The following is a 26,327-nucleotide window of genomic DNA, read 5'->3' as shown; positions in this document are numbered from 1 at the left end:
ATTAAATTAATCAACAAATTATGAGAAAAACTATTTTACTATTTACATGTCTCATTTGTATGCTTTCTTTACAAGCACAAACAGATGCTGAACAATTAAAAGATAAAAAAGTGACATTAGGTTTACGTACTGGTTATGAATTTCAAGCTAACAATAGTAGTTTAAATTACAAACTTAATTTACCTTATATAGGTATTTGGTCAGATTTTAAGTTTAGTGATAATTGGAGTTTACAGTTAGAATTAAACTTAAGGTCTGAAAAAAGAGAAAGATTTTTTAATAATGGTTTTAGAGAATCTATTAATGAGCTTTATTTAACAGGTCCGGTATTGTTAAAATTTCACCTTAACAAAAAGTTTAAAATATATACTGGTACACAAGTTTTATCAACTTCTTTAAGAAATGATATTTTTGGTATTAAGAAAGGGAATGGAATTATTGGTATAGAATATAAAACAATAAAAAAAATATTTTTTGACGTACGCTTTAGACACGGATTTGAGGGACAAAGATCTATTAACAACTTTCGGGATAACAGAATAAGTATTGGTGTTGGTTATAAATTTTAAACAAAAATAACTGCATACAACACCACATAAAACAATATGGGCTTTGTGTTTAACTCCAAAGGTTTTTCTTATTTACCGTATCCGCTCAAACTTATTTCTTATTTTGTAATCGACAAGAAACAAAACATAAATAAGTTTAAGCTCAGTCCATGATTCGAAAGTTACTAACTTCCAAATCCCACACTGTTCTTATGCAAACCGTTAAACGAACCATTCCAAAAACAAAACAACGTAATTAGTTTAAAACATAAGCTAGCAAATAAGTGCGTTAGACATTGCAACGGCATACTTTTTTTGAAAAGAACAAACACAACTTTCTTTATAACTAAAATTTAACAGATAGCCACGTCGTTAACTCCTCACTATGACGAAAAAAGATATAGTGGAAAACCCAACTCCTTTTCGGGGTAACGCCCAAAAACTTTTCATAATAAGAGTTAGTTTTAATCAATCATTTACATTTTATATTATTATTTTAGTGCAAAACTTTTAAACATGGCAAAAAAGAGCATTCTTAACAAAAAATCGATAGACTTTTTAGAAAAATATTTAAACAATGCAGCTCCGACAGGTTACGAATGGATCGGACAAAAACTTTGGATGGATTACCTAAAACCTTATGTTGATGAATTTATTACCGATACTTACGGTACAGCAGTTGGTGTAATTAACCCAAAAGCAAAATACAAGGTGGTTATTGAAGGGCATGCCGATGAAATTTCGTGGTATGTTAATTATATTTCTGATAACGGATTAATTTATGTGATTAGAAATGGTGGTAGCGATCACCAAATAGCACCGAGTAAAATTGTAAATATTCACACCAAAAAGGGCATTGTAAAAGGTGTTTTTGGCTGGCCTGCAATACACACAAGAAGTAAAGCTAAAGAAGAAGCTCCAAAACCAGATAACATTTTTATTGATTGTGGTTGTAAAACAAAAGAAGAAATTGAGAAACTAGGCATTCATGTTGGTTGTGTAATTACGTATCCAGACGAGTTTCATATTCTAAACAAGGACAATTTTGTTTGTCGCGCTTTAGATAATCGCATGGGGGGTTTTATGATTGCCGAAGTAGCACGATTACTTAAGGAAAATAAAAAAACTTTACCTTTTGGCTTATATATAACCAATTCTGTTCAAGAAGAAATTGGCTTACGTGGTGCAGAAATGATTACCCACACCATTAAACCGAACGTTGCCATTGTTACCGATGTAACGCACGATACCACAACACCAATGATTGAAAAGAAAAAAGAAGGTCATTTAGAATTGGGTAAAGGACCTGTTGTAGCTTATGCGCCTGCTGTACAACAAAAGTTACGCGATTTAATTACAGAAACTGCCGAAGCTAAAAAGATACCTTTCCAGCGTTCTGCATTATCAAGAGCGACAGGAACCGATACTGATGCCTTTGCTTACAGTAATGGTGGCGTAGCTTCTGCTTTAATTTCTTTACCACTACGCTACATGCATACCACTGTAGAAATGGTACATAGAGATGATGTTGAAAACGTAATTAAATTAATTTATGAAACGCTTCTTAACATAAAAGACGGCGAGACTTTTAGTTATTTTGAATAATTTGTCTGTTCGAGAGCAGTCGAGAACTACAAAAACGTTTCGACTGCACTCAATATGACATAAACTCTATTTGATGCAAAATCAGAAACATTTATTTGATATTCCAGAGGCTGTAACTTATTTGAATATTGCGAGTCAATCGCCTGCTTTTAAATCTATTTATGAGGCTGGATTAGAAGGTTTAAAACAAAAAAATCACCCTTATAAAATTAAGATTTCAGATTATTTTGAACCCGTTATTGAGCTTAAAAAATTATTTGCACAATTAATTGATGCAGATGATTTTAATCGCATTGCAACGATGCCTTCGGTATCTTATGGAATAGCAACTGTTACAAATAATATTGTTTTAAAAGAAAATGATGAAATTTTAATTATTGATGAGCAATTTCCTAGCAATGTCTATTCATGGCAAAAGTTAGCCAAAAAATACAATGCTAAAATTAATACTATAAGTGCTCCTAATTATGAAATGGATCGAGTAAAAAATTGGAATCAAAATATACTCGAAGCTATAACAGAAAATACTGCTGTAATTGCTATGGGAAATATCCATTGGTCTAATGGAAGTTTATTTGATTTAAAAGCGATTAGTAAAAAAGCAAAGCAACACCATGCACTTTTAATTATTGATGGATCGCAATCGGTTGGTGCCCTACCCTTTTCTGTAAAAGACATCCAACCAGATGCGCTTATCTGTGCTGGTTACAAATGGCTTTTTGGTCCTTATGGTTGTGCTTATGGCTATTTTGGAGAATACTTTGATAACGGAAACCCTATTGAAGAAAATTGGTCTAACAGATTACATAGTGAAAATTTTACTGAACTTACCAATTATCAACCAGAATACAAACCTTTAGCGAATCGCTATTCGGTTGGCGAAAGCGGAAATTTTATTTATGTAAAAATGCAAATTGAAGCCTTAAAACAAGTTTTAGAATGGACGCCAAAATCCATACAAAATTATTGTAAAAATATTTCTGCGGAAGCTGTAAAAGCATTAAAAGCTTTAGGTTGTCAAATTGAAGATGACAACTACAGGTCTCATCATTTATTTGGCATTAAATTACCAAGTCAATTAGATATTGAAGCCTTAAAAAAGGACTTTTTTAACAAAAATATTTTTGTTTCTTTTAGAGGGAATTATATTAGAATTTCTTGTCATTTATTCAATACATCAGAAGATTTCAAACCACTAATTGCATGTATAGCTTCGCATTTATAAAAGCTTAATATGGATGAATTTATTGATATAGTTACTAAGCAAGGCAAACCAACAGGAAAATCTGCACTAAAATCAATCATCCATCAAAAAGGCTATTACCATAATACAGCACATATTTGGTTTTACACAAAAAATGGTGAAATTTTGCTGTCGCAACGTTCAGCAAAAAAGCTAATTTGTCCGTTACTTTGGGATGTTTCTGTAGCTGGGCATATTGATGCTGGTGAGTCCATAGAACAAGCTGCTATTAGAGAAACTAAAGAAGAAATCGGGTTGTCCGTCTCTGAAAAGGACCTAAATAGAATTGGTGTTTTTGAGTGCTTTCAAACTTATGAAAGTGGTATTATTGATAACGAATTTCATCACACATTCATCTCAGAATTAAAAGTTTCACTTTCCGAATTAACACCTCAAATAGAAGAAGTTGAAGCTTTAAAATTAGTTTCAGCTTATGATTTTGACGAACTTATTGATAACATTGACGCTAATAACAATCACTTAGTCCCATCAAATAAATCATACTACGAAACTGTTTTTCATCATATAATTAAAACTATTACCTAAATTCTTTTAATTATCTTTCATAAATGAATTTATTACTCTTAGCTGTTGCTCCCATTTTTATTATCATTCTATACATCTATTTTAAAGATAAATATGAAAAAGAGCCAAAACGCTTCCTTTTTTATAATTTTTTATTAGGAGCTATTATAAGTGTTTTTATTACTACTATTATTTACTATCTGTTCGACTATATATTACCGTTAACAGATAATACAAGTGTGTTTGAACAATTTGTAAAAGCTTTTTTTGTAGTTGGTTTTACTGAAGAGTTTAGTAAATACATTATAATTCGCTATTATTCACAAACTAATAAGAAATTTAATGAACCTTTTGATGGCATTATTTACGCCGTTATGGTATCTATGGGTTTTGCAGCAACAGAAAATATTTTTTATGTACTAGAAGGAGGTTACCAAACAGCGTTACTTAGAGCGCTTACTGCTGTACCTGCTCATGCTACATTTGGTATTTTAATGGGGTATTGTATGGGAAAAGCCAAATTTTCAAATAATAGAATAATACTAAACTTATCAGGTTTATTATTGGCTATAATTTTTCATGGTGCATACGATTTCTTCTTATTTATAGATTTTGTTCCAGGTATTTGGGTTAGTGCATTTATATCGCTTTTCATTGGTATTATTTTATCTAGAAAAGCAATAAAACGTCATCAAATAAACTCAAATTTCAAAACGTAATTGGTATTACAAACATGATGTAAATCATATATTTATATATTATGATAATATATATTTACATAGCCAAAATATGCTAAACTCATACTTTTAAAAAATGATTTCTAGCTCATTATAATTATATTTACAATGAACCAATTTCCATACTCATGAATAAGATTTTCAAAACCAATGTAAATAATACTTTTAATTTTGAAATTAAAGAAGAAGATATTTTAAGTCTTGATGTTTTGCCAGTTTCTGAATCTAAATTTCATATTCTTCAGCATAATAAATCTTATAACTCTGAAATTGTTGAAACAGATTTTAACTCAAAATCATATCAAGTAAAAGTTAACAATAATTCATATAACATAATTATTTCTAATGATTTAGATATTTTAATAAAAGACATGGGGTTTACCATAGGTTCAACAAAACATGTGAATTTTGTTAAAGCACCAATGCCTGGTTTAATTTTAGAAATACATGTTGAAATAAATCAAGAAGTAAAAGAAAATGACACCTTGCTTATTCTTGAAGCCATGAAAATGGAAAACATAATTACGTCTCCTAGAGATGGTGTTATCAAATCTATTTCGGTAAACAAAGGTGACGCTGTAGAAAAAAATCAGTTATTAATCGAATTCCAATAAGCAAGATGAAAGAAAATAGAATAAAGAGTAAAGACTTATTTACGCATTAAAATTATTATAATAAAAATCCCCTCTCCTTTGGAGAGGGTTAGGGAGAGGAATGAAAAAAATACTAATTGCAAACAGAGGCGAAATAGCCATTCGAGTTATGAAAACGGCTCAAAAAATGGGCATAAAAACAGTTGCCGTTTTTTCTACTGCAGATAGAAATGCACCACATGTAAAATTTGCAGACGAAGCGGTTTGTATTGGCGAGCCTCAATCTAGCAAATCCTATTTAAGAGGCGATAAAATTATTAAAGTTGCAAAACAACTCAACGTTGACGCTATTCACCCTGGGTATGGTTTTTTAAGTGAAAATGCTGAATTTGCTGAATTATGCGAGATAAACAATATTATTTTTATTGGTCCACGTTCAAAAGCCATACAAATGATGGGCGATAAATTAGCCGCCAAAGAAGCCGTAAAACGCTATAACATTCCTATGGTTCCTGGGATTGACGAAGCCATTACGGATATTAAAAAAGCTAAAATTATTGCAAAAGACATAGGGTTCCCAATATTAATAAAAGCATCTGCCGGCGGCGGTGGAAAAGGGATGCGTGTGGTTGAAAAAGAAAATGATTTAGAATCGCAAATGAATCGTGCTATTAGTGAAGCCACTTCAGCTTTTGGTGATGGTTCTGTTTTTATCGAAAAATATGTGACTTCGCCACGTCATATCGAAATACAAATTATGGCTGATAGCCATGGTAATATTTTACATTTTTTTGAGCGTGAATGCAGTATTCAACGTCGCCATCAAAAAGTGGTTGAAGAAGCACCATCATCAGTTTTAAGTCAAAAATTGAGAAATGAAATGGGAGAAGCTGCTATTAAAGTAGCAAAATCTTGTGATTATTTAGGTGCTGGAACTGTTGAATTTTTATTAGATGCAGACCACAATTTCTATTTTTTAGAAATGAATACCAGATTGCAAGTAGAACATCCTGTAACCGAATTAATTTCTGGTGTTGATTTGGTTGAACTTCAAATTCGTGTTGCTCGCGGGGAAGCACTTCAAATAAAACAAGACGATTTAAAAATTAGCGGACATGCTTTAGAATTACGAGTATATGCCGAAGACCCTTTAAATAATTTCTTACCAAGTGTTGGACATTTAGATGTATACAAACTCCCAATTGGCGACAATATTCGAGTAGATAATGGTTTTGAAGAAGGCATGGATATTCCTATTTATTACGACCCGATGCTTTCAAAATTAATTACCTATGGAAACACTAGGGATGAAGCCATTCAACTCATGATAAAAGCCATTGAGAATTATCATGTTGAAGGTGTAGAAACCACCTTACCTTTTGGTAAATATGTTTGTGAACACGAAGCATTTCGTTCTGGAAATTTTGATACGCATTTTGTAAAAGATTATTACTCCCCAGAAGCTTTACATAAAGAAACAGAAAATGAAGCAAAAATTGCTGCACTAATAGCTTTAAAGCAATATTTGAAAGACCAAAAACAATTACGATTGCCAAATTAGTCACAGTTTTCAGTCGCAGTTTTCAGAGCTACGCGCTCAACAACAAACGACTCAACAACAAAAGATAAAATATGGATTCAAAACAAAACAAAATAGATAAGTTAAACGAACGTATCGCGTTAGCACACTTAGGTGGCGGACAAAAACGTATTGACAAACAACACGCTAAGAAGAAACTAACCGCTAGAGAACGTGTGAATTACTTAATGGACGAAGGCTCTTTTGAAGAAATCGGAGCTTTAGTAACGCATAGAACTACCGATTTTGGGATGGAAAACGAAATCTATTATGGTGATGGTGTAATTACAGGTTACGGAACTGTTAATGAGCGATTAGTATATGTTTATGCCCAAGATTTCACGGTGTTTGGTGGCGCTTTATCTGAAACACACGCAGAAAAGATTTGTAAAATCATGGATTTAGCCGTTAAAGTTGGCGCGCCTATTATTGGACTTAACGATTCTGGTGGTGCGCGTATTCAAGAAGGTGTGCGTTCTTTAGGTGGTTATGCCGATATTTTTTATAGAAATGTACAAGCCTCAGGCGTTATTCCACAGATCTCTGCTATTATGGGACCATGTGCTGGAGGTGCAGTGTATTCCCCAGCCATGACAGATTTTACAATTATGGTTGAAAATACCAGCTACATGTTTGTTACGGGACCAAATGTTGTAAAAACGGTAACTAATGAAGAGGTAACTAGTGAAGAGTTAGGCGGTGCTTACACACATGCATCGAAATCTGGAGTAGCTCATAAAACCTCAGCTAACGATATTGAATGTTTAGAAGATTTAAAAACGCTGTTAAGTTATTTACCTCAAAATAATACGGAAACAGCTGCTAAGCTAGAGTTTAAATTTAATGATGAGATTAGAGATGTATTATCAGATATCGTCCCAGACAATCCAAATAAGCCTTACGATATGCATGCCGTGATTTCTGGTATTATTGATAATGACTCTTTTTATGAAATTCATAAGGATTATGCTGAAAACATTATTGTTGGTTTTGCACGTTTAGCTGGACGAAGCATAGGAATAATAGCTAATCAACCTCAATTTTTAGCCGGTGTTTTAGGTGTTAAAAGCTCAAAGAAAGCAGCACGTTTTACGCGATTTTGTGACTGTTTCAATATTCCACTACTTGTTTTGGTAGATGTACCAGGGTTTTTACCAGGAACCGACCAAGAGTGGAATGGCATAATTGTACATGGAGCAAAATTGTTATATGCTTTAAGTGAAGCTACCGTGCCACGAGTAACAGTAATTACCAGAAAAGCCTATGGTGGTGCATATGATGTAATGAATTCTAAACATATAGGCGCAGATTTAAATTTTGCATGGCCAGGAGCAGAAATAGCAGTTATGGGTGCTAAAGGTGCCAGTGAAATCATCTTTAAAAAAGAAATTGCTCATGCTGATAATCCCATTGAAAAACTTGCAGAAAAAGAAGCCGAATATGCTGAAAAATTTGCTAACCCCTATAGAGCTGCTCAACGCGGTTTTATTGATGAAGTTATATTACCAAAAGATACCAGACGGAAATTAATTAAAGCTTTTAGTATGTTAGAGGATAAAAAAGTAGAAACACCGAAACGTAAACATGGAAATATCCCTTTATAGCTTAATTTATATTTAATTTTGAGATGATATCTACTAGTGATGATATAATATATTCTATACCTATAGCTATAATGATGAATCCAATAATTCTTGAAAGTGCATTAATACCAGATGCCCCTAAAACTCGAACAATAAAATGTGAACTTTTCAAAATAAAATAGATAACTACTGATACTGATACCATAGCAGCAACTATAATAGTAATTTCGTTTATAAGTTGAAACTCTTGATTGTAAGCTATTAATAATGAAATAGTACCTGGGCCAGCAAGCATTGGAATAGCTAATGGTGTTAACGAAATAGATTCCCTGCTATGAATATCTTTCTGCACCCTATCTCGTTTCATTCCTTTATGCTCGCTAAATTTACCTGTTAGTAAAGCAAAACCTGAAGAAGCAATAATTAGACCCCCTGCTATTTTTAAGGCATTTAAACTTATTCCAAAAAAAGATAGAATATATTTTCCCGCATGAAAAGATAATAGTAGAATGGCAAGAACATCAATAGCTGTCCAAAAAGCAGTTATTGCACGTTCTTTTTTTGTGTTATACTTTGTTAACCCCACAAAAACAGGCACAGTTCCGAGTGGATTCATAATAGAAAATAGAGCTCCAAAAATGGCTAAAAATAAGTTCATGTTTTTTTTGCAAAGTCACTATTTAAAAGTGACTTAACAGTTACGCAAACTTTAAGCAAAAATCATTAAAAGGTAAATAAGTCTTAGCTAAGCCTTAACAATTTGAGCATTATACATAAAAGATTCTTGCCATCGCTCGAAACGATTATCAAATTTATATGCAAAAACAAGATATTGGCATTTACCTATACTTTCGGGAGTACGCGTAACTTCAGCAAGATTATTATTTCTAAATAAAAAATCGGCATCTTCAACAATGCATATTTGCAACTTATTCAAATTAATTCCGTTAAGGTAAAACAACTTATTTAAGCGCTTAGGTGTAGCTATTACTATATCTGTACCTTCGTAAATTTCATCACGCTGTATATCTATATCATGCTCATCGTAAGCACAATACACTCTTAAGTCTGTTCCGCGTTTAAAGGCATTAAATTCTAATTCTAAATTTAAAGCAGCTTGTTTATCTTTTACAAAAATTAAAGCCCTTGGAGCATCTTCAACAGCTTTTTTTAATTTCTGAATAACACTAATAATTAAACTTGAAGTTTTACCGCTTCCATCTGGAGCTATTACAAATAAACTTGCGCCTCCTTTTATTTTAGATAAGATTTGTTTTTGAAGTGGTAAAGGTGCTTTAAAGCCTTTATAGTTAAGTGTATCGGCTAATGGTTCAATTAATTTTTTAAAAGACATAAAAGATTTTCTTTAAGCTACAAAGGTAAGTTTTTAAATACCTAATTGATTTGAATAAAAACAAAAACAGCTTATAAATCTAATAACCGTCTATGGTAATTTATTTGCCCTAAATGGTATGCTAAATGCGTAGCTAGATGTATTAAGAAAAATTCTGTAGTCATTTTATCTTCAAAAACACGACGTGAATATTCTTTTTGCAAATCGTTTGGATTTAAGGTTTTTAAAGTTTCTTCAACAATTAAACTAACCTCATTTATTTGATTTACTATATCTGTTTTTGGCACATTTTTTAGTGAGAATTCTAAATCTCTTTGTCTTATATAGCCTGTGTTTCCAAATTCTGCACCAATAAAATGATTAAGATTTCCAACAACATGCAAGCATAAGTTACCAGCAGAATTGCTAATATCATCTTTTAAAACCCATAAGTTTTTTTCATCTTTATAAGACTCAATTTCAATTTTTAACTTATTTAAATCCCTATTAAAAATTTTTATTAAGGTTTCTGTACACATGCTTTATTAATATAAAATTTAACAATATTGATATTGGTTAATAACATTGATATTTGACTTTGCTCTACAAAATTACTCTATTTTTGCCTAATGCAAAACAATAACACTTTCAAGTTTGAATTTGTAGCTTTAATGGCCTCATTAATGTCTATCGTGGCTTTATCTATTGATGCTTTATTACCTGCTTTACCAGAAATAGGAAGTGCTTTAGGCGTTATAAATCCTGCTAATAACCAACTGCTTATTACCATGATTTTTTTGGGTTTGGGTTTTGGACAGCTTATTTTTGGACCATTATCTGATAGCTTTGGAAGAAAACCTATTGTGTACATTGGCTTTGTTGTTTTTATAATTGCAAGTATTATTTGCGTGACTACTAAAAGTTTTGAAATGATGATACTTGGACGCATACTACAAGGTGTCGGGTTATCGTCTCCTAGAAGCTTAAGTATATCTATGATTAGAGATTCTTACAGTGGTAATTATATGGCAAAAATATTATCAATTGTGGTGATGTTTTTTATTTTAGTTCCGGTAGTTGCTCCAACTTTAGGTCAGTTTTTAATTCATCTTTACAACTGGGAATCGGTATTTTATTTCAACTTAATATTTGGAGTTTTAATTATGATTTGGTTTTGGTTACGACAACCAGAAACATTGGAAAAAGACAAGCGTATTAAATTTACAAGTCATCTTTTTATTGATGGTACAAAAGAGTTTTTCAAACACAAAGATGCTGTAGCATTTACATTCATATCTGGCTTTATAACGGGCTCTTTCATGGTGTATTTAAGTACTTCTCAACAAATATTTCAAGAGCAATATAATTTAGCAGATATGTTTCCTTATATTTTTGCGAGTTTAGCTATCTCTGTTGGTTTAGCAACATTTTTAAATAGCAGATTTGTGGTTAAATATGGCATGATGAAAATTGCTTACGTTTCATGTATAGCTTACGCTGTTATTTCGGTTTTATATGTTGTTATATTTTCATCTGGTGAAAATCCAAGTATTGCCATTTTATTAGGATTTTTTGCACTACAGTTTTTTGCTGTCGGTTTTTTATTCGGAAATTTACGTGCCTTAGCCATGCAACCTTTGGGGCATATTGCTGGTATTGGAGCCGCAATAAACGGATTTATTTCTACGGTAATGGCTGTACCTATTGCAAACTACATTGGTAATTTTGTTACTACTTCGGTACTACCATTGTTTATTGGGTTTTCGATTTTTGGAATACTGTCTGTAATTGTTTTTATAATTGTAAAAAAGAAGGTAAGGCTTGTAAACACATAATCAAAACTGTTCTCAATTAATTAATGCGTAGCCTCTCCCGCTCCACTTGGTATTCTAATATTCTCAACAATCTCTTGAACATCTTTTGGTGGCTCTGGTGTAAACTTCATTATTGTAATAGATACTATAAAATTTAGGACCATAGCTACCGTACCAAATCCTTCTGGTGAAATACCAAACCACCAATCAGTCTTTTCTCCACCACCAAACCAGTCAAATTTAAACTTCAGCATATAAAATAGCATGGTTAAGATTCCCACAACCATACCAGCAATAGCACCTTCTTTATTCATGCGTTTATAAAAAATGCCTAAAATTATAGCTGGAAAAAATGAGGCCGCTGCTAAACCGAATGCCAATGCTACAGTTGCTGCAACAAATCCTGGAGGATTAATCCCAAAATATCCCGCAACACAAACCGCAACTACCGCTGATAAACGAGCCGCTATTAATTCCCCTTTTTCAGATATTTTTGGGTTTATCATTTTCTTAATCAAGTCATGAGAAACAGATGAAGAAATAACTAATAATAATCCTGCAGCTGTTGATAATGCAGCTGCTAATGCTCCTGCTGCTACCAAAGCTATTACCCAATTTGGTAATTGTGCAATTTCTGGATTAGCTAATACCATAATATCATTATCAACCACCAATTCATTTTTAGACTTATCGGCTACATATTGAATAAGTCCATCATTGTTCTTATCAGTAAAGGTGATTAAACCTGTCGTCTCCCATTTTTTAAACCACTCAGGTGCATTTGCATAAGGTTGATTTGAAACGGTTTCAATCATATTTGTTCTTGCAAAAACAGCAACTGCTGGTGCCGTTGTATAAAGTATTACAATAAGTAACAAAGCAATTCCAGCTGATTTACGAGCATCTTTAACTCGTTTTACCGTGAAGAAGCGTACAATAACATGTGGTAATCCCGCTGTACCAACCATTAAAGCTAACGTAATAGCAAATACATCGATTAAAGATTTTGAGCCTTCGGTATATTCAGTAAAACCTAATTCTGTACTTAATCCATCTAATTTATCTAATAAATAAGTTCCAGAACCATCGGCTAACTCGCTACCAAACCCTAATTGAGGAATGGGGTTTCCTGTCATTTGAATGGAAATAAAAATAGCAGGCACCATAAATGCAAATATCAATACGCAATATTGTGCAACTTGCGTATATGTAATCCCCTTCATGCCTCCTAAAACAGCATAAAACAAAACAATAAGCATCCCAATAATAACACCAGTATTAATATCGACTTCTAAAAAACGAGAAAACACTAATCCTACGCCTCTCATTTGTCCTGCTACATAAGTAAACGACACTAAAAGTGCACAAAAAACACCAACAGTACGTGCTGTATTTGAATAATACCTATCACCTATAAAATCTGGTACCGTGAACTTTCCGAACTTTCGCAAATAAGGTGCTAACAATAATGCAAGTAGAACATAGCCACCTGTCCAACCCATCAAATATACTGCACCATCGTACCCTGCAAAGGATATAATTCCTGCCATAGAAATAAAAGAGGCAGCACTCATCCAATCGGCAGCTGTCGCCATACCGTTTGCTAAAGGTGAAACACCTCCACCAGCAACATAAAATTCTTTTGTAGATCCTGCTCTAGACCAAATAGCAATACCAATGTATAAAGTAAAAGTAATGCCAACTAAAATATAGGTCCAATTTTGAACGCTTATCTGTTCTGCTATCAATAAACTATTCATCATAACCATATTTTTTATCCAATTTATTCATTAATCTAACATATATAAAAATAAGGGTGACAAACACATACATCGAGCCTTGTTGTGCAAACCAAAACCCGAGTTTAAATCCGCCTATTTTAATGTCATTTAAAACATCTTTGAATATAATACCAGCCCCAAAAGACACCAAAAACCAAACGGTTAAAAGTATGAGTACAATTTTGATGTTTTCTTTCCAGTATGCTTTGGGTTTTTCTTGATTGGTCATAATTTATTTTCTTTTAAACGTGCTTTATATGCTGCTAATTCTTTTACAACTTTTGGAGCTAATATTATAGTAGATAACATGGTTGGAATAGCCATTAAAGCAAATACACCATCAATAAGGTTTATCATCATATCTAACGTCATTGTAGCTCCTAAAATAATACTCGCGATATAAAAATAATTGTAATAATGCATTTTATCTGCGCCAATTAAAAACGATAAACATTTTGAACCATAATATGAAAACGAAAACAATGAAGATATACTAAACACTGCAATACAGACTAACAATAAATATTTACCAAACCCTGGCATAGCTTCTGCAAAAGCAGATGCTGTTAAACTCACCCCATTATTTGAAGTGGTTTCCCAAACACCAGTTACTAAAATAGCTAAAGCGGTAAGTGTACAAACAATTAAAGTGTCGATTGCTGGCCCAAGCATAGCCACTAAACCTTCGCGAACAGGCTCATCGGTTTTTGCAGCACCGTGAGCTAAAGGCGCCGTACCAATTCCCGCTTCGTTTGAAAACGCACCACGCTTAATTCCTAGTAAAATCAATCCTCCAACAAGACCACCAAAAAAAGCATCGCCTTTAAAATTATTAGCAGCAAAAGCATCAGTAAAAATCATGGCGAAATATTTAGGGACAACTTCAATATTTACAACCAAAATAATCATAACAGAAACAAAATAAAGCAATACCATTGAGGGCACAAGTTTAGACGCTGTTTTACTAATACGCCCTAAACCACCTAGAATAACTACAGCAGTAATGCCAACTAATACCAAACCAACAATTAAATTAGAAGTAAATCCAACTTCAACACCATTAGGTGCAAGTAAAATATCATTAACTGCTTGCGTGAGTTGATTAACATTAAAAACGGGCAAAGCACCAACCAAACCACAAACACTAAACATAACAGCTAAAGGTTTCCAAGATTTCCCCAAACCTTCCATAATAAAATACATAGGACCACCTTGTAACTCACCATTACTATCTTTCCCTCTAAACATAATAGCTAAAGTTGAAGTAAAAAACTTAGTCGACATACCAACTACGGCACTAACCCACATCCAGAAAACTGCTCCTGGACCGCCAATAGAAATAGCCACTGCAACACCAGCAATATTCCCCATACCAATAGTAGAAGACAATGCTGTGGTTAAAGCTTGAAAATGGCTAATTTGTCCAGGATCATTTGGATCGTCGTACTTACCACGAAGCACTTGAATAGCATGACCAATTAAACGAAACGTTCCAAATTTTGACCGAATTAATAAATATAATCCACCACCAATAAGAAGAATAAGTAAAGGTAATCCCCAAACTGCGCTAGAAAAATCGGCAGCTAGTTGTTTAAGTTGTTCCATATAATTAGTTAGTTTAAAACTATTAATGTAAGAAAGATGCGTGAAACTATTAAAAATGTTTATAATTTCATAAAATCTATTGATATAAAAATAATTTTAGTCTAAATTAGTAACTATTAAAAACCACTTAATGGCATACGAAGAATTTTTAGCTGACAGAATACGACAATTACTAAAAGAAAAGCAAGTAACCTTTACCGAACTAAAAATGATGGGAGGTTTGTGTTTTAAAGTTGATAACAAAATGCTTTGTGGTATTCATACCGATAAAAAATTTGGAGACAGTCTGCTTATGGCTAGAATTGGTGAAACAGCTTATGCAAACGAGATAAACAATACACATTGTTTACCAATGGATTTTACAGGTCGCCCTATGCGTGGATATATTTTTGTTACACCTGGTGGTTTTGATACCGAAGTTGATTTATCTCGTTATTTAGATTTATGCTTAGATTTTAATCCTTTAGCAAAACCTAGTAAACCTAGGAAAAAACATAAATAGATTAAATAATTACTTTGATTTTCAATTACTTAATTTTGTAAAAACAAATTAGCTAATTTGTTTAATATTAGATATAAAACATTAAAACTATTACATATCAAGTCGTTGTTCACCATATAAAAATCACATTCAGAACATCAAAAACCTGTAGAAAAGGGCTTATTTGGAATGTTCTTCTCTTAAAAAGTTTTCAGAAAATTTAGTGCTAAATTCCCGCAAGAGCAAAAAAAAATACTCTGCGAGATAATTTCTTAGCCTTTGCTACTTTTCGTCTTCAAAATAAAAAAACAAGCTGCTAATAACAGAAAATCAATCTCTTAAAAATTATTATTTAGATTTATTCTAAATAAATTGCATATATCAAAAGACGAATATATATTTGTCAAAAATTCACTATTTATATTAAGTCTAAATAAAAACAAATGAAAAATCTATTACCAATCTTAACATTATTTCTTATAACTCATTTAGTATTTGCACAAAACGGAACAATATTAGGAACTGTTACAGACAATAATAAAACACCGCTTTTAGGAGTAAACGTTTACCTGAAAAATACTTCAAAAGGAACACAAACTAACGAAAATGGAGATTTTGAAATCAGTAATTTAGAAAACGGAAATTACGTACTTTCAGTTTCATATTTAGGCTTTAAAACAAGAGAAGTTACAATCTCTATAACAAACAATCAAAACATAAAATTAGAAACAATAACACTGTATGAAGGAAATGAAATTTTGAGTGAAGTTATTGTTAAAGGAGAACGTCGTAATAAATTTTCTAGAAAAAAGACTGCTTATGTTTCTAAACTTCCATTAAAAGATATTGAAAACACACAAGTTTATAGCACAATTACAAATGAACTTTTAAACTCACAAGTAGTTACAAACTTTGATGATGCCTTAAAAAATGCTACTGGTATTGAACAGCTTTGGTCTTCAACCGGTAGAGGTGGTGATGGGGCTGGTTATTATTCGCTTCGTGGTTTTTCTGTGCAACCACAGTTAGTTAACGGTTTACCCGGATTAACAAACGGAACAATTAACCCAGCAAACATTGAACGTATTGAAGTACTAAAAGGACCTTCTGCCACTTTATTTGGTAATGCAGTAAGTTCTTATGGTGGGCTAATAAATGTTGTAACAAAGAAACCGTATGTTGGAACAGGTGGAGAATTATCCTTTACTTCTGGAACTTATGGACTTAATCAAATTGTGGGCGATTTTAATACGGCGTTGAGTAAAGAAGATAATTTATATTTTAGGTTGAATACAGCTTACACTTCTGAGCAAAGTTTTCAAGATGCTGGTTTTAGAAAATCTTTTTTTGTAGCACCGTCTTTATCGTATAAAGTAAATAACAGACTTTCTTTTTCTTTTTATGGAGAAATTACACAAGCAGAACAAACCAATCCAACCTTTTTATTCTTAAACAGAAGTGCGCCGACAGCGGCTTCAAATCTTGATGAATTGGGTTACAATAACAAGTTATCGTTTACAAGCAACGATTTAACTTTACAAAACCCAACACAGAATTACAGAATTGAAATGGATTATAAATTATCCGATACTTGGCAATCTCAAACCTTACTTTCTAAAAGTTCAACATCAACAAAAGGCTATTATTCCTACTTATTTGATTTTGAAATTTTAGAAGCAAATACATATTCAAGATTTATCAATAAACAAAATGCCAATACACAAACAACCGATATTCAACAAAACTTTATTGGCGACTTCAAAATTGCATCATTAAGAAATAGAGTTGTGATTGGTCTTGACTATTTTAATGAAACACAAACCAACAATAGCACAGGATATGCCTTTTACGGCAATGTAACACCAAATGGAGGTGCAAATGGAGATAACCCTTTTACAGCAGATGTAGAAACCGATACGTTTCCACTTTCAACTTCTGGTGTAGATGCAGTATTAGCATCGCAAGGTGTTAGTAATGTAAAATCAAAATATCACATATATAGTTTGTATGTGTCCGATGTGCTAAATATTACCGATAATCTTTCGGCAATGGTTGGTTTACGTTTAGACCGCTTTGATAATGAAGGAGATTTAGCAAATCCTGATGATGATTATGACCAAACTACCTTATCACCAAAATTCGGAATTGTTTATCAACCCATAAAAGATAAATTATCTGTTTTTGGAAACTACCAAAATGGTTTTACAAATGTTGCACCTCAATTGGTTGGAAATCCTGATGATGGTCCGCAAACTTTACAAACCTTTGACCCAGAACAGGCAAATCAAATGGAATTTGGTATAAAAACTAATCTTTTTAATAACAGACTAAATGCAACGATTAGCTATTATGATATTAAAGTAAAAGACCGTGTAATTACTGACCCATCTTCACCTTTCAACAAAATACAAGGTGGAGAAGTTGTAAGCAAAGGATTTGAAATTGAAATAAACGCTAATCCAATTAAAGGTTTAAATATCAGAGCAGGTTATAGCAATAATGATAGTGAAACTTCTGAATCAGATAATACAGAAATTTTAAACAGAAGACCACTTGAAGCTGGACCAGAAACGTTATATAATTTTTGGGCAAACTATGAATTCCAAGAAGGCAGTTTAGAAGGTTTTGGTCTTGGTTTTGGATTTAACGGAGCAAGTGAACGTTTTGCAATAAATTATGCATCAACAGGCGATTTTATTTTACCGAGTTATACGATTGTAAACGCTTCAGTTTTTTATCAAGCAGAGAAGTATAGAATAGGTCTAAAGCTAAATAATGCATTTAACAAAGAGTATTATAAGGGTTGGACAACAATCAATCCTCAAATGCCAAGAGCTTTATTTGCAAACATTTCATATAAGTTTTAATTAGTCCAAGTTAAGGAGCAACTTTTTAAAAGGTTGCTCTTTTTTATAAATTTAAAATAATGACCACTAAAAAAATTATTTTTCAATTACACAAATATTTAGGTTTAGCGACAGGTTTAGTTGTTTTTATTGTAGCTATAACCGGTTGTTGTTGGGCTTTTAGAGATGAAATTGAAAGTCTCTATGATGATTACAAAACGGTAACGCCACAAAACAAGCCTATTTTAACACCAACAAAAGCAAAACAATTAGCACAAGAAATATTCCCAAATAATACAGTTCACGGAACTGTATTTAAAAAAGCTGACGACGCAATCGAAGTTATTTTTTATGATGCAGAACCTGAATTTTATCAAAGTGTATTTTTAAATCCATATTCAGGAGAAGTAATTCAAGTCGATGACCATTTTTCAGGATTTTTTGCTTTCATTTTAAAAGGTCATATGCGTCTTTGGCTTCCTAAAACCATTGGCGAACAGGTTGTTGGTGTTTCCATTTTAATTTTTATTCTCATTATCATTTCTGGTTTCATTATTTGGCTACCTAAAAAACGGAAAAACCTAAAACAACGCTTAAAATTTGATTGGAAAAAAACCACACGTTGGAAACGCAAAAATTTTGATTTACATACTGTTATTGGGTTTTACATTTGTTCTCTTGCTTTGATTTTGGCTTTTACAGGTTCAATGATGTCTTACAATTGGCTGAAATATGTAGTTTACAAATCTACAGGCGGCGAAAAAGAAGCGCGTTTCATTATACCTGAAAATCAGAGCGAAAACATAGCAAATGGCAATACAATTCCAATGGATTTTTTGATTGTAAAACTGCAAAAAGAAAACCCAGAAGCTAAAGGATTTGAATTGCATTACCCACAAACAGCAGACGAAAGCATTTACGTTGAAGTATCTAACAGCAAAGATCTTTACTATGATTCCGATTTTCGCTTTTTTGACCAAAACACGCTAGAGGAAATTGAAACACCAAGTATATATGGAAAATACGAAAATGCAAAAATAGCCGAAAAAATTCAACGAATGAATTATGACATACATATTGGGGCAATAGGTGGAATCGCAGGTAAAATTATTGCTTTTTTGGTTAGCTTATTAACCGCAACTTTACCTGTAACTGGAGTTTTACTATGGTACGGACGAAATTATAAAAAGAAAAAAGTTTTAGAAAGCATTGAAGTTTAATCTATAAATTACCATTCCACACACTTTTACGCCAAAGGTACCACCCAAGCAAAAAAGAGTGTTCCATTACATCGCATAAGAAAACTTTTGAGTAAGTTAGTTGTCTATTAACTTTAGTCTGTGCCATCTGAATTGGAACAAATTAAAAACCCAAAGAAACTGAACAAACCGAAAGTTAAGTGTTTAAAATCAAAGATCTGGACGAACAATACTATTTAATAAACCTTTAAAACTTACCTTTAACTACAAAACACTAATAATATCGTACTTCGTGATAATTTGATGTGTACCATCCTCTAATTTTACTAAAACCGCATTATTATCTCTATTAAATAGTTTAGAAATATCTTCGATAGCTGTGTTTTTACTTACTACCGGAAATGGTTTATGCATCACATCTTTTATTGGTAAATCTGAAATATCTTTGTTTTCAATAAACATGCGTAACAGATCGGCTTCGTCAATAGCACCAACAAATCCTGTAGAATCTTCAACTGGTATTTGAGATATTTTATATTTTTTCATGCGCTCAATAGCATGCGATACTAACTCTTCTGTTTTAACGGTTACCAAGGCTTGATTTTCTGTATTTTTAACAAGATCTTCAGCTGTGGTTTTTTCGTCTTCAATGAATCCGCGTTCGCGCATCCATTCATCATTAAACATCTTACCAACGTATCGACTTCCGTGATCGTGAAATAGTACCACAACAACATCGTCTTTTGTAAAATGTTCCTTTAATTGTAACACGCCTTTTATAGCAGAACCTGCCGAATTACCTAAAAACATCCCTTCTTCTTTGGCTAGTTTTTGCGTGTAAATAGCGGCATCTTTATCGGTTACTTTGGTAAACCCATTGATAAGGCTAAAATCTACATTTTCAGGTAAAATATCTTCGCCAATACCTTCGGTGATGTATGGGTAAATTTCATTTTCATCAAACTCTCCAGTTTCATGGTACTTTTTAAACACCGAACCATAAGTATCTACACCCCAAATTTTAATATTTGGATTTTGCTCTTTTAAATATTTACCAACACCAGAAATGGTACCTCCTGTACCAACGCCCACCACAAAATGCGTAATTTTACCATCGGTTTGTTGCCATATTTCTGGACCTGTGCTTTCATAATGTGCCGCCGCATTACTTGGGTTATCGTATTGATTAACGTACCAAGAGTTTGGTGTTTCTTCGCTCAATCGTTTTGAAACCGAATAATAGCTTCGTGGATCAGTTGGTTCAACATTTGTTGGACACACCACTACCTTTGCCCCCACAGCTCGTAAAATATCCATTTTTTCTTTGGACTGTTTATCGCTAATGACGAAGATGCATTTGTACCCTTTTACAATAGCCGCTAAAGCTAATCCCATACCTGTATTGCCCGATGTGCCTTCAATGATAGTACCGCCTGGTTTTAAACGTCCGTTGGCTTCGGCATCTTCTATCATTTTTAGTGCCATTCTATCTTTTGTAGAATTGCCTGGATTAAAGGTTTCGTATTTTGACAGAACCAAACATGGTAAGTCTTTTGTTAGTATATTTAGTTTAACCAGTGGTGTGTTCCCAATGGTTTCTAGTATGTTTTTAGCGTATTTCATTTCTGGTTTTATATTTTTTTAAAGGTGAAATGTGTTCGCCTTTGAAATATTTAGTCAATTTTTAAATCTTTAATTAAGCTCGTCTCATAGCTGCAAATTTAAGGTTTTGCTACGACTATTTTTATAAGTTAATGTTAATACTAAAATTTTAATATGAATTCAAGTTTGCGTTAGGGATTGAACGGTTCGACAGTGCTCACGGCTGGCTAAATGTTTGAAATCTTTTTTGCTTTTTCTGCAAAAAAGGTTAAGTAGTGAAAGCGTGTTAAAACGCTCAAATTAATTATTCGAACCGAATGGCTTTTACTGGCGATATTTTTGTTATGATGTACGAGGGCACTAAAAGCATGAGCAAACATAGAATGAGTGTGCCGATATTTAGTAAGATGATGTAGCTTAAACTGATGTAAACTGGGGCTTCGGACACGTAATACACGCTTGGATCGAGCGGAAATATTTTGAAGTATTTTTGCGCAAATAAGATGCCTAAACCTAACATATTACCCCATAATAATCCTAAAAAAATAAGGTACGAGGCGTTATAAATAAATAGTTTACGGATGCTCCAATTGTTACTGCCTAAGGCTTTTAAAACGCCTATCATTTGGGTGCGTTCTAATATTAAAACGAGTAGCGCGGTTATCATGTTAATGCCTGCTACGAGTATCATGATGCCGATGATGCCATATATGTTTTTATCGAAAATTTTAATCCATTCTAAAATGGAATAATACTTATCGACTATGGTTTGGGTGTTTAATGTTGATGGTGTGTTTTGATAAATTTCGATGCCTTTTCTTTGCAACTCACTATAATCGTTTATAAAAATTTCGAAACTGCCTATTTGGTCGTCTTTCCATTTATTGATACGTTGTAAATGGCGAATATCCCCAATAAGATATTGTGCATCAAAATCTTGAAATCCAGAGTTATAAATACCAACAATGTTGTATGTGATGATGTTTGGGAGTTTATTGGGGTCTTCTTTTTTAAATATCATTTGAAATTTATCGCCCAATTTAAACTGCAATCGGTTTGCTAAATATTTCGATATTAAAACTTCTTCGTTTCGGTTACCACTATAATCTGGCAATCTACCTTCAATTAAAAATTCTTTAAAATAGCTCCAACTATAATCGTTTCCAACGCCTTTTAAAACTGCTCCTTCAAAATCGGTTTCAGTACGAATAACCCCAAATTTTGTAGCTACGGCTTGGATATGACTGATGCCTTCAACCGATTTAAACTCTGGATAAAACTCTTGTTTTTTTGATATTGGAAATACACTTTCTTGCGAATTATTACTATCGTAATTTGTTATAGTAACATGACCGTTAAATGCTACTACTTTATCACGAATTTTTTGTTGTAAGCCTATGCCAGTTGCAATAGCAATCATCATAACCACCATACCAATAGCAATAGCAGCAATACCAATTTTTATTATTGGAGCCGATATGCTACTTTTATACGCTTTACTGCCAATAATGCGTTTAGCTATAAAAAACTCGTAATTCAATTTATATGTTGTCGTTTAATGTTTTCAAAAATACAGTTTTATTATTTGTTTTAATCATGATTTCTTGTGGAAGTAAATCGAGATCTAAAGATTCTTCGAGTACTAATCATAATGAGATTCTGAACCAAGTTCAGGATGACAAAAAAATTATTGTTGGTGCTAATCAAACTGAAAACTATTTACCATTACTTAAAGGCAAACGTGTTGGTGTTGTTGCGAATCAGACTTCTGTTATTTTTAAAAATGAAGCACTTGATAACGAACAGATTGCCAAACCTCGACTGCGCTCAGTGCAGGCTCGCAATGACGAATACACGCATTTAGTTGATTCTTTAATGGCTTTAAATATTAATATTAAAAAAGTATTTGCGCCAGAACATGGATTTCGTGGTACTGCCGATGCAGGTGAGCATGTTAAAGATGATATTGATACTAAAACCAATTTACCTCTTATTTCACTTCACGGAAAAAACAGAAAGCCATCAAAACAGCAACTTGAAGATTTAGATGTTATGATTTTTGATATTCAAGATGTTGGTGTTCGCTTTTACACCTATATTTCTACATTGCACTATGTTATGGAAGCTTGCGCTGAAGCAGAAATCCCACTTATAATATTTGATAGACCGAACCCAAATGGACATTATATTGATGGCCCTACTCTAGAGATTGAAAACAAAAGTTTTTTAGGTATGCACCCAATTCCGTTAGTACACGGTATGACTATTGGCGAATATGCACACATGATAAATGGCGAAAAATGGCTAGAAAACGATTTAAAATGTAATATCGTCATCATACCTGTTAAGCATTATACACACAACACTTTTTATAGCTTACCAATAAGGCCTTCGCCAAATTTACCAAACGATCAATCTATAAAACTATACCCAAGTTTAGGGCTTTTTGAGGGCACAAATGTAAATGCTGGTCGTGGTACGGAATTTCAGTTTCAACGCTATGGCGCACCCTTTTTAGACAAAGAAAATCTTAAGTTTACTTATACGCCTGTTACTAATTTTGGTGCTAAAATCCCTAAACATAAAAACGAACTTTGTTATGGAGAAGATTTAAAAGATGAAGAAATTAAGGGCATTATGACACTTAAATGGATTATAAAAGCTTATAAAAACACAACTGATAAATCTCTATTTTTTCTTACTAGTGGCTTTACAAAACATGCTGGAACTGAAAAACTTCAAAAACAAATTGAAGCTGGTTTAAGCGAAGAAGTTATTAAAGAAACATGGCAAAGCGATTTAATTGCTTTTAAAAGGATTAGAGTGAAGTATTTGATTTATGATTAACTTCTCTATAGTTCAGCTGAGCTTGCCGAAGTACAATTCCAATAAAAAAAAATCGGAATCACTCTAAGTGACTGTTATTTATTAATAATTTGGATTAATCTATCTGGGTAATCTGTAATAATTCCATCTACTTTAAAATCAATCATCTGTTGCATATCAGTTTTATTATTGATCGTCCACGGAATGACTTTAAAGTTTTCAGCCTGTAAATTTCTAACGATTTTAGAATCTAAAAGTTTGTAATACGGACTTACAATTTCTGGTAAATAACTCATCGATGCTATTTTACTCCAAATATCATCTTCTATACCAACCAAAAGTGCTACTTTCATTTTAGGAGACTGCTTTTTAATTTCTTCTAAAATATTTAAATCGAAACTCTGTAAATTGGTTTCATTAAATATGTTATTTTTATTAACAACATCTAAAACTAAACTCACAAAAACTTTCGGGTTTGGTGTAAAAACACCTTCATATTCTGGCTTAAATTTAATTTCAATATTAAACCTAATTTTCGAGTTTAACTGTTTTGAAATTTTTATAACCTCATCCAATGAAGGTTTATAGGTTTTTATTTTTTGTTGATTTGGGTACTTAGGGTGTTGTTTTGTGCCGCAATCAAATTGCTTAATACTATCAAAAGTCATTTGATATAGATTGTATTTTTTATCATCTTTTTTAGGTATTTCTATACCTTCCACATCCAAACAAATAGTTCTACTCATAAACGGTTCATGAGAAACCACTACTATATTATTTTTTGAAACTGCTACATCTAACTCTAAAGTATGCACGCCTAATTCGATGGCTTTTTTAAAAGCTTCAATGGTATTTTCTGGCATCAAACCACGACAACCTCGATGTCCTTGAATATCTATAGTTTTTGATTCGTTACAATTCATAAGAAAATTACAAAAAAAGAAAATTAAAATAAATCTAGACTTATTAATCATCTAATTTGGATGTTGGTTTTCTATATTTTTGAAACGGTTGTTTCAACAAGTCTTTAATATTACTATTTTCTTTTTCATCTGGAAATACATCAACTCCATAAACAATTTTATCTGTATCTAATTCCATATACGTACCTAACAGTCTATCCCAAATCGAAAAGATATTGCCGTAATTAGAATCTGTATAGGGCATTTTATAGTGATGATGCACCTTGTGCATATCTGGAGATACTAACACATAACTTATTAACTTGTCAACCTTTTTTGGTAGCTTAATATTTGAATGACTAAACTGTGTAGCAACAATTGATAAGGACTGATACAACATAACTATTCCAATTGGTGCACCTATAACTATAACACCAATTAACGTAAATGTGTAACGAATAATACTCTCAATGGGATGGTGTCTGTTAGCCGTTGTAGCATCCACTTTATGATCGGAATGGTGTACCAAATGCACCATCCACAACGGTGGTACTTTATGCTCAATTAAATGGGGTAAATAGGCTCCGAAAAAATCCATTAAAAACACTCCTAAAAGAATATATAATCCCAAAGACATGTCTGGTAACCAATTTAAAATTCCGAAATTATTGGCGATTGCCCAATCTGCAGACATTAATAAAAGAAATGCCATAGGTAAATTAACAAGTATAGTAGTTATGGTAAAAAATATGTTGGGAACGGCATGCTTCCATTTTTTATAATTGAAATTAAACAAAGGCATCGCACCTTCTAAAAGCCAGAAAAAAGTTAAACCTCCAACAATTATTAGTCCCCGATGTAGCGGAGGAATAGTTTCAAAATATTGCAATAAAGTTTCCAATAGGAAGAATTTAGATATTAAATATAATGAAAAGTTATAAGTTAAAGCTTAACTCTTTTTTTCATTTCCTCAACAATATTAAAAGCTGCAGGACACATCGCTACATTTTTTAGGGTGAGATTAGAAATTTGCTGAAACTTTTTTCTATCGGTATGTGGAAATTCCCTGCATGCTTTTGGTCGCACTTCATAAATTGAGCAATAATTATCTGTGCCTAAAAACGTACACGGAACAGTTTGTAAAACATAATCATTATCCTCGTCAATTCGCAAATACTGATTTATAAATTGTTGTGGTTTTTGTTTAAAATGTTTCGATATTCTATCAATATCTTTATCTGTAAACAATGGGCCAGTGGTTTTACAGCAATTTGCACAGGTTAAGCAATCGGTTTTTTCAAACTCTGTTTCGTGCAATTCTTGCATGACATAATCTAAATTTTTAGGTGGTTTCTTTTTTAGCTTAGCGAAGAATTTTTTGTTTTCGTTATGCTTATCTTTGGCGAACTTTGGAAGATTATTTATGATGTCTTGCATGGTGTAAAAATACTATTTTCGTCATAACGAGGAAAGTATGACTGAAGTAATCTTTAAAATTGAAACACTTAACTAACAGATTGCCACG

The 26,327-nt window shown here is 32.6% G+C and carries 24 protein-coding genes; 13 read left to right on the top strand and 11 right to left on the bottom strand.

Annotated elements, in window-relative coordinates; genetic code table 11:
- Positions 1-20 precede the first annotated feature (20 nt).
- The 8 genes from RG22_RS15170 to RG22_RS15135 all read left to right on the top strand — a co-directional run bounded on the left by RG22_RS15170 (position 21) and on the right by RG22_RS15135 (position 8,434).
- Positions 21-569: a porin family protein gene (locus RG22_RS15170; RefSeq protein ID WP_081997746.1), complete on the top strand. Its 549-nt coding sequence runs from the start codon at positions 21-23 to the stop codon at positions 567-569.
- A 495-nt stretch (positions 570-1,064) separates the two neighbouring features.
- On the top strand, positions 1,065-2,153 hold the full coding sequence (locus tag RG22_RS15165; protein ID WP_034044793.1) for a M42 family metallopeptidase: 1,089 nt from the start codon (positions 1,065-1,067) through the stop codon (positions 2,151-2,153).
- Positions 2,154-2,226: 73 nt separating this feature from the next.
- Entirely contained in the window at positions 2,227-3,378 is a 1,152-nt protein-coding gene (locus RG22_RS15160; protein WP_034044791.1) for an aminotransferase class V-fold PLP-dependent enzyme, read from the top strand.
- Between the two features lie 9 nt (positions 3,379-3,387).
- A complete protein-coding gene (locus RG22_RS15155) occupies positions 3,388-3,942 on the top strand; it encodes an NUDIX hydrolase (RefSeq protein ID WP_034044788.1) in 555 nt (184 codons plus the stop codon).
- 23 nt (positions 3,943-3,965) lie between these two features.
- Complete coding sequence (locus RG22_RS15150; protein ID WP_034044785.1) at positions 3,966-4,640, top strand: PrsW family intramembrane metalloprotease; 675 nt, start codon at positions 3,966-3,968, stop codon at positions 4,638-4,640.
- Positions 4,641-4,786: 146 nt separating this feature from the next.
- Positions 4,787-5,272, top strand: a complete 486-nt coding sequence (locus RG22_RS15145) for an acyl-CoA carboxylase biotin carboxyl carrier protein subunit (RefSeq protein ID WP_034044783.1) — start codon at positions 4,787-4,789, stop codon at positions 5,270-5,272.
- Between the two features lie 100 nt (positions 5,273-5,372).
- Positions 5,373-6,812 (top strand): acetyl-CoA carboxylase biotin carboxylase subunit, encoded by a 1,440-nt coding sequence (accC, locus tag RG22_RS15140; RefSeq protein WP_034044781.1) that lies wholly within the window; start codon positions 5,373-5,375, stop codon positions 6,810-6,812.
- Positions 6,813-6,883: 71 nt separating this feature from the next.
- Positions 6,884-8,434, top strand: a complete 1,551-nt coding sequence (locus tag RG22_RS15135) for an acyl-CoA carboxylase subunit beta (protein ID WP_034044779.1) — start codon at positions 6,884-6,886, stop codon at positions 8,432-8,434.
- A gap of 1 nt (position 8,435) precedes the next feature.
- Here RG22_RS15135 and RG22_RS15130 read toward each other — a convergent pair whose 3' ends face one another.
- From RG22_RS15130 to RG22_RS15120, 3 genes are all read right to left on the bottom strand, one after another.
- On the bottom strand, positions 8,436-9,071 hold the full coding sequence (locus RG22_RS15130) for a MarC family NAAT transporter (protein WP_034044776.1): 636 nt from the start codon (positions 9,069-9,071) through the stop codon (positions 8,436-8,438).
- A gap of 87 nt (positions 9,072-9,158) precedes the next feature.
- On the bottom strand, positions 9,159-9,767 hold the full coding sequence (locus RG22_RS15125; RefSeq protein WP_034044774.1) for a DEAD/DEAH box helicase: 609 nt from the start codon (positions 9,765-9,767) through the stop codon (positions 9,159-9,161).
- A 71-nt stretch (positions 9,768-9,838) separates the two neighbouring features.
- Positions 9,839-10,285 carry a DinB family protein gene (locus tag RG22_RS15120; protein WP_034044772.1) on the bottom strand — a complete coding sequence of 149 codons (447 nt, stop codon included), beginning with the start codon at positions 10,283-10,285 and terminating at the stop codon, positions 9,839-9,841.
- Between the two features lie 90 nt (positions 10,286-10,375).
- Here RG22_RS15120 and RG22_RS15115 point away from each other — a divergent pair, with 90 nt between their 5' ends.
- Positions 10,376-11,581 carry a multidrug effflux MFS transporter gene (locus RG22_RS15115; protein WP_034044770.1) on the top strand — a complete coding sequence of 402 codons (1,206 nt, stop codon included), beginning with the start codon at positions 10,376-10,378 and terminating at the stop codon, positions 11,579-11,581.
- Positions 11,582-11,601: 20 nt separating this feature from the next.
- Here RG22_RS15115 and RG22_RS15110 read toward each other — a convergent pair whose 3' ends face one another.
- The 3 genes from RG22_RS15110 to RG22_RS15100 are packed head-to-tail and all read right to left on the bottom strand — an operon-like array spanning position 11,602 to position 14,946.
- The gene (locus tag RG22_RS15110) at positions 11,602-13,293 is read right to left on the bottom strand and encodes a sodium:solute symporter family protein (protein ID WP_034046171.1); all 1,692 of its coding nucleotides are present in this window, start codon (positions 13,291-13,293) and stop codon (positions 11,602-11,604) included.
- 19 nt (positions 13,294-13,312) lie between these two features.
- Positions 13,313-13,570 carry a DUF4212 domain-containing protein gene (locus RG22_RS15105; RefSeq protein WP_034044767.1) on the bottom strand — a complete coding sequence of 86 codons (258 nt, stop codon included), beginning with the start codon at positions 13,568-13,570 and terminating at the stop codon, positions 13,313-13,315.
- Positions 13,567-14,946 carry an alanine/glycine:cation symporter family protein gene (locus RG22_RS15100; protein ID WP_034044764.1) on the bottom strand — a complete coding sequence of 460 codons (1,380 nt, stop codon included), beginning with the start codon at positions 14,944-14,946 and terminating at the stop codon, positions 13,567-13,569. The genes RG22_RS15105 and RG22_RS15100 overlap by 4 nt, the downstream gene beginning before the upstream one ends.
- Before the next feature lie 130 nt (positions 14,947-15,076).
- Between RG22_RS15100 and RG22_RS15095 the strand changes: the two genes are divergently transcribed.
- From RG22_RS15095 to RG22_RS15085, 3 genes are all read left to right on the top strand, one after another.
- Complete coding sequence (locus RG22_RS15095; RefSeq protein ID WP_034044761.1) at positions 15,077-15,448, top strand: hypothetical protein; 372 nt, start codon at positions 15,077-15,079, stop codon at positions 15,446-15,448.
- A 422-nt stretch (positions 15,449-15,870) separates the two neighbouring features.
- Positions 15,871-18,294 (top strand): TonB-dependent receptor, encoded by a 2,424-nt coding sequence (locus RG22_RS15090; RefSeq protein ID WP_034044758.1) that lies wholly within the window; start codon positions 15,871-15,873, stop codon positions 18,292-18,294.
- 59 nt (positions 18,295-18,353) lie between these two features.
- Entirely contained in the window at positions 18,354-19,493 is a 1,140-nt protein-coding gene (locus RG22_RS15085; protein WP_034044755.1) for a PepSY-associated TM helix domain-containing protein, read from the top strand.
- Positions 19,494-19,736: 243 nt separating this feature from the next.
- Here RG22_RS15085 and RG22_RS15080 read toward each other — a convergent pair whose 3' ends face one another.
- Both RG22_RS15080 and RG22_RS15075 read right to left on the bottom strand, forming a co-directional pair.
- Positions 19,737-21,095 carry a pyridoxal-phosphate dependent enzyme gene (locus tag RG22_RS15080; RefSeq protein WP_034044752.1) on the bottom strand — a complete coding sequence of 453 codons (1,359 nt, stop codon included), beginning with the start codon at positions 21,093-21,095 and terminating at the stop codon, positions 19,737-19,739.
- A gap of 283 nt (positions 21,096-21,378) precedes the next feature.
- Positions 21,379-22,614, bottom strand: a complete 1,236-nt coding sequence (locus RG22_RS15075; RefSeq protein ID WP_034044750.1) for an ABC transporter permease — start codon at positions 22,612-22,614, stop codon at positions 21,379-21,381.
- 56 nt (positions 22,615-22,670) lie between these two features.
- Between RG22_RS15075 and RG22_RS15070 the strand changes: the two genes are divergently transcribed.
- The gene (locus tag RG22_RS15070; protein ID WP_420804781.1) at positions 22,671-23,921 is read left to right on the top strand and encodes an exo-beta-N-acetylmuramidase NamZ family protein; all 1,251 of its coding nucleotides are present in this window, start codon (positions 22,671-22,673) and stop codon (positions 23,919-23,921) included.
- Between the two features lie 74 nt (positions 23,922-23,995).
- On the opposite strand, the gene RG22_RS15065 is transcribed toward RG22_RS15070, so the two are convergent.
- From RG22_RS15065 to RG22_RS15055, 3 genes are read right to left on the bottom strand one after another with little or no spacing between them, the layout of a single operon-like run.
- A complete protein-coding gene (locus RG22_RS15065) occupies positions 23,996-24,823 on the bottom strand; it encodes a glycerophosphodiester phosphodiesterase family protein (protein ID WP_034046170.1) in 828 nt (275 codons plus the stop codon).
- Between the two features lie 43 nt (positions 24,824-24,866).
- Positions 24,867-25,703 (bottom strand): sterol desaturase family protein, encoded by an 837-nt coding sequence (locus tag RG22_RS15060; protein ID WP_034044746.1) that lies wholly within the window; start codon positions 25,701-25,703, stop codon positions 24,867-24,869.
- Positions 25,704-25,744: 41 nt separating this feature from the next.
- Positions 25,745-26,239 (bottom strand): YkgJ family cysteine cluster protein, encoded by a 495-nt coding sequence (locus RG22_RS15055; RefSeq protein WP_034044745.1) that lies wholly within the window; start codon positions 26,237-26,239, stop codon positions 25,745-25,747.
- Between the last annotated feature and the right edge of the window lie 88 nt (positions 26,240-26,327).

Source organism: Wocania ichthyoenteri Th78, assembly GCF_000789235.1.
Taxonomy (GTDB): Bacteria; Bacteroidota; Bacteroidia; order Flavobacteriales; family Flavobacteriaceae; genus Wocania_A; species Wocania_A ichthyoenteri.
Note: the sequence above shows the minus strand (reverse complement) of the source record. Positions and strands in the feature narration are given on the sequence as shown.

What these genes read in the sequence shown, in the direction of transcription:
- RG22_RS15170 (WP_081997746.1), top strand. Translation starts at nt 21, where the DNA reads ATGAGAAAAACTATTTTACTATTTACATGTCTCATTTGTATGCTTTCT.
- RG22_RS15165 (WP_034044793.1), top strand. Translation starts at nt 1,065, where the DNA reads ATGGCAAAAAAGAGCATTCTTAACAAAAAATCGATAGACTTTTTAGAA.
- RG22_RS15160 (WP_034044791.1), top strand. Translation starts at nt 2,227, where the DNA reads ATGCAAAATCAGAAACATTTATTTGATATTCCAGAGGCTGTAACTTAT.
- RG22_RS15155 (WP_034044788.1), top strand. Translation starts at nt 3,388, where the DNA reads ATGGATGAATTTATTGATATAGTTACTAAGCAAGGCAAACCAACAGGA.
- RG22_RS15150 (WP_034044785.1), top strand. Translation starts at nt 3,966, where the DNA reads ATGAATTTATTACTCTTAGCTGTTGCTCCCATTTTTATTATCATTCTA.
- RG22_RS15145 (WP_034044783.1), top strand. Translation starts at nt 4,787, where the DNA reads ATGAATAAGATTTTCAAAACCAATGTAAATAATACTTTTAATTTTGAA.
- accC (WP_034044781.1), top strand. Translation starts at nt 5,373, where the DNA reads ATGAAAAAAATACTAATTGCAAACAGAGGCGAAATAGCCATTCGAGTT.
- RG22_RS15135 (WP_034044779.1), top strand. Translation starts at nt 6,884, where the DNA reads ATGGATTCAAAACAAAACAAAATAGATAAGTTAAACGAACGTATCGCG.
- RG22_RS15130 (WP_034044776.1), bottom strand. Translation starts at nt 9,071, where the DNA reads ATGAACTTATTTTTAGCCATTTTTGGAGCTCTATTTTCTATTATGAAT.
- RG22_RS15125 (WP_034044774.1), bottom strand. Translation starts at nt 9,767, where the DNA reads ATGTCTTTTAAAAAATTAATTGAACCATTAGCCGATACACTTAACTAT.
- RG22_RS15120 (WP_034044772.1), bottom strand. Translation starts at nt 10,285, where the DNA reads ATGTGTACAGAAACCTTAATAAAAATTTTTAATAGGGATTTAAATAAG.
- RG22_RS15115 (WP_034044770.1), top strand. Translation starts at nt 10,376, where the DNA reads ATGCAAAACAATAACACTTTCAAGTTTGAATTTGTAGCTTTAATGGCC.
- RG22_RS15105 (WP_034044767.1), bottom strand. Translation starts at nt 13,570, where the DNA reads ATGACCAATCAAGAAAAACCCAAAGCATACTGGAAAGAAAACATCAAA.
- RG22_RS15100 (WP_034044764.1), bottom strand. Translation starts at nt 14,946, where the DNA reads ATGGAACAACTTAAACAACTAGCTGCCGATTTTTCTAGCGCAGTTTGG.
- RG22_RS15095 (WP_034044761.1), top strand. Translation starts at nt 15,077, where the DNA reads ATGGCATACGAAGAATTTTTAGCTGACAGAATACGACAATTACTAAAA.
- RG22_RS15090 (WP_034044758.1), top strand. Translation starts at nt 15,871, where the DNA reads ATGAAAAATCTATTACCAATCTTAACATTATTTCTTATAACTCATTTA.
- RG22_RS15085 (WP_034044755.1), top strand. Translation starts at nt 18,354, where the DNA reads ATGACCACTAAAAAAATTATTTTTCAATTACACAAATATTTAGGTTTA.
- RG22_RS15080 (WP_034044752.1), bottom strand. Translation starts at nt 21,095, where the DNA reads ATGAAATACGCTAAAAACATACTAGAAACCATTGGGAACACACCACTG.
- RG22_RS15070 (WP_420804781.1), top strand. Translation starts at nt 22,671, where the DNA reads ATGATTTCTTGTGGAAGTAAATCGAGATCTAAAGATTCTTCGAGTACT.
- RG22_RS15065 (WP_034046170.1), bottom strand. Translation starts at nt 24,823, where the DNA reads ATGAATTGTAACGAATCAAAAACTATAGATATTCAAGGACATCGAGGT.
- RG22_RS15055 (WP_034044745.1), bottom strand. Translation starts at nt 26,239, where the DNA reads ATGCAAGACATCATAAATAATCTTCCAAAGTTCGCCAAAGATAAGCAT.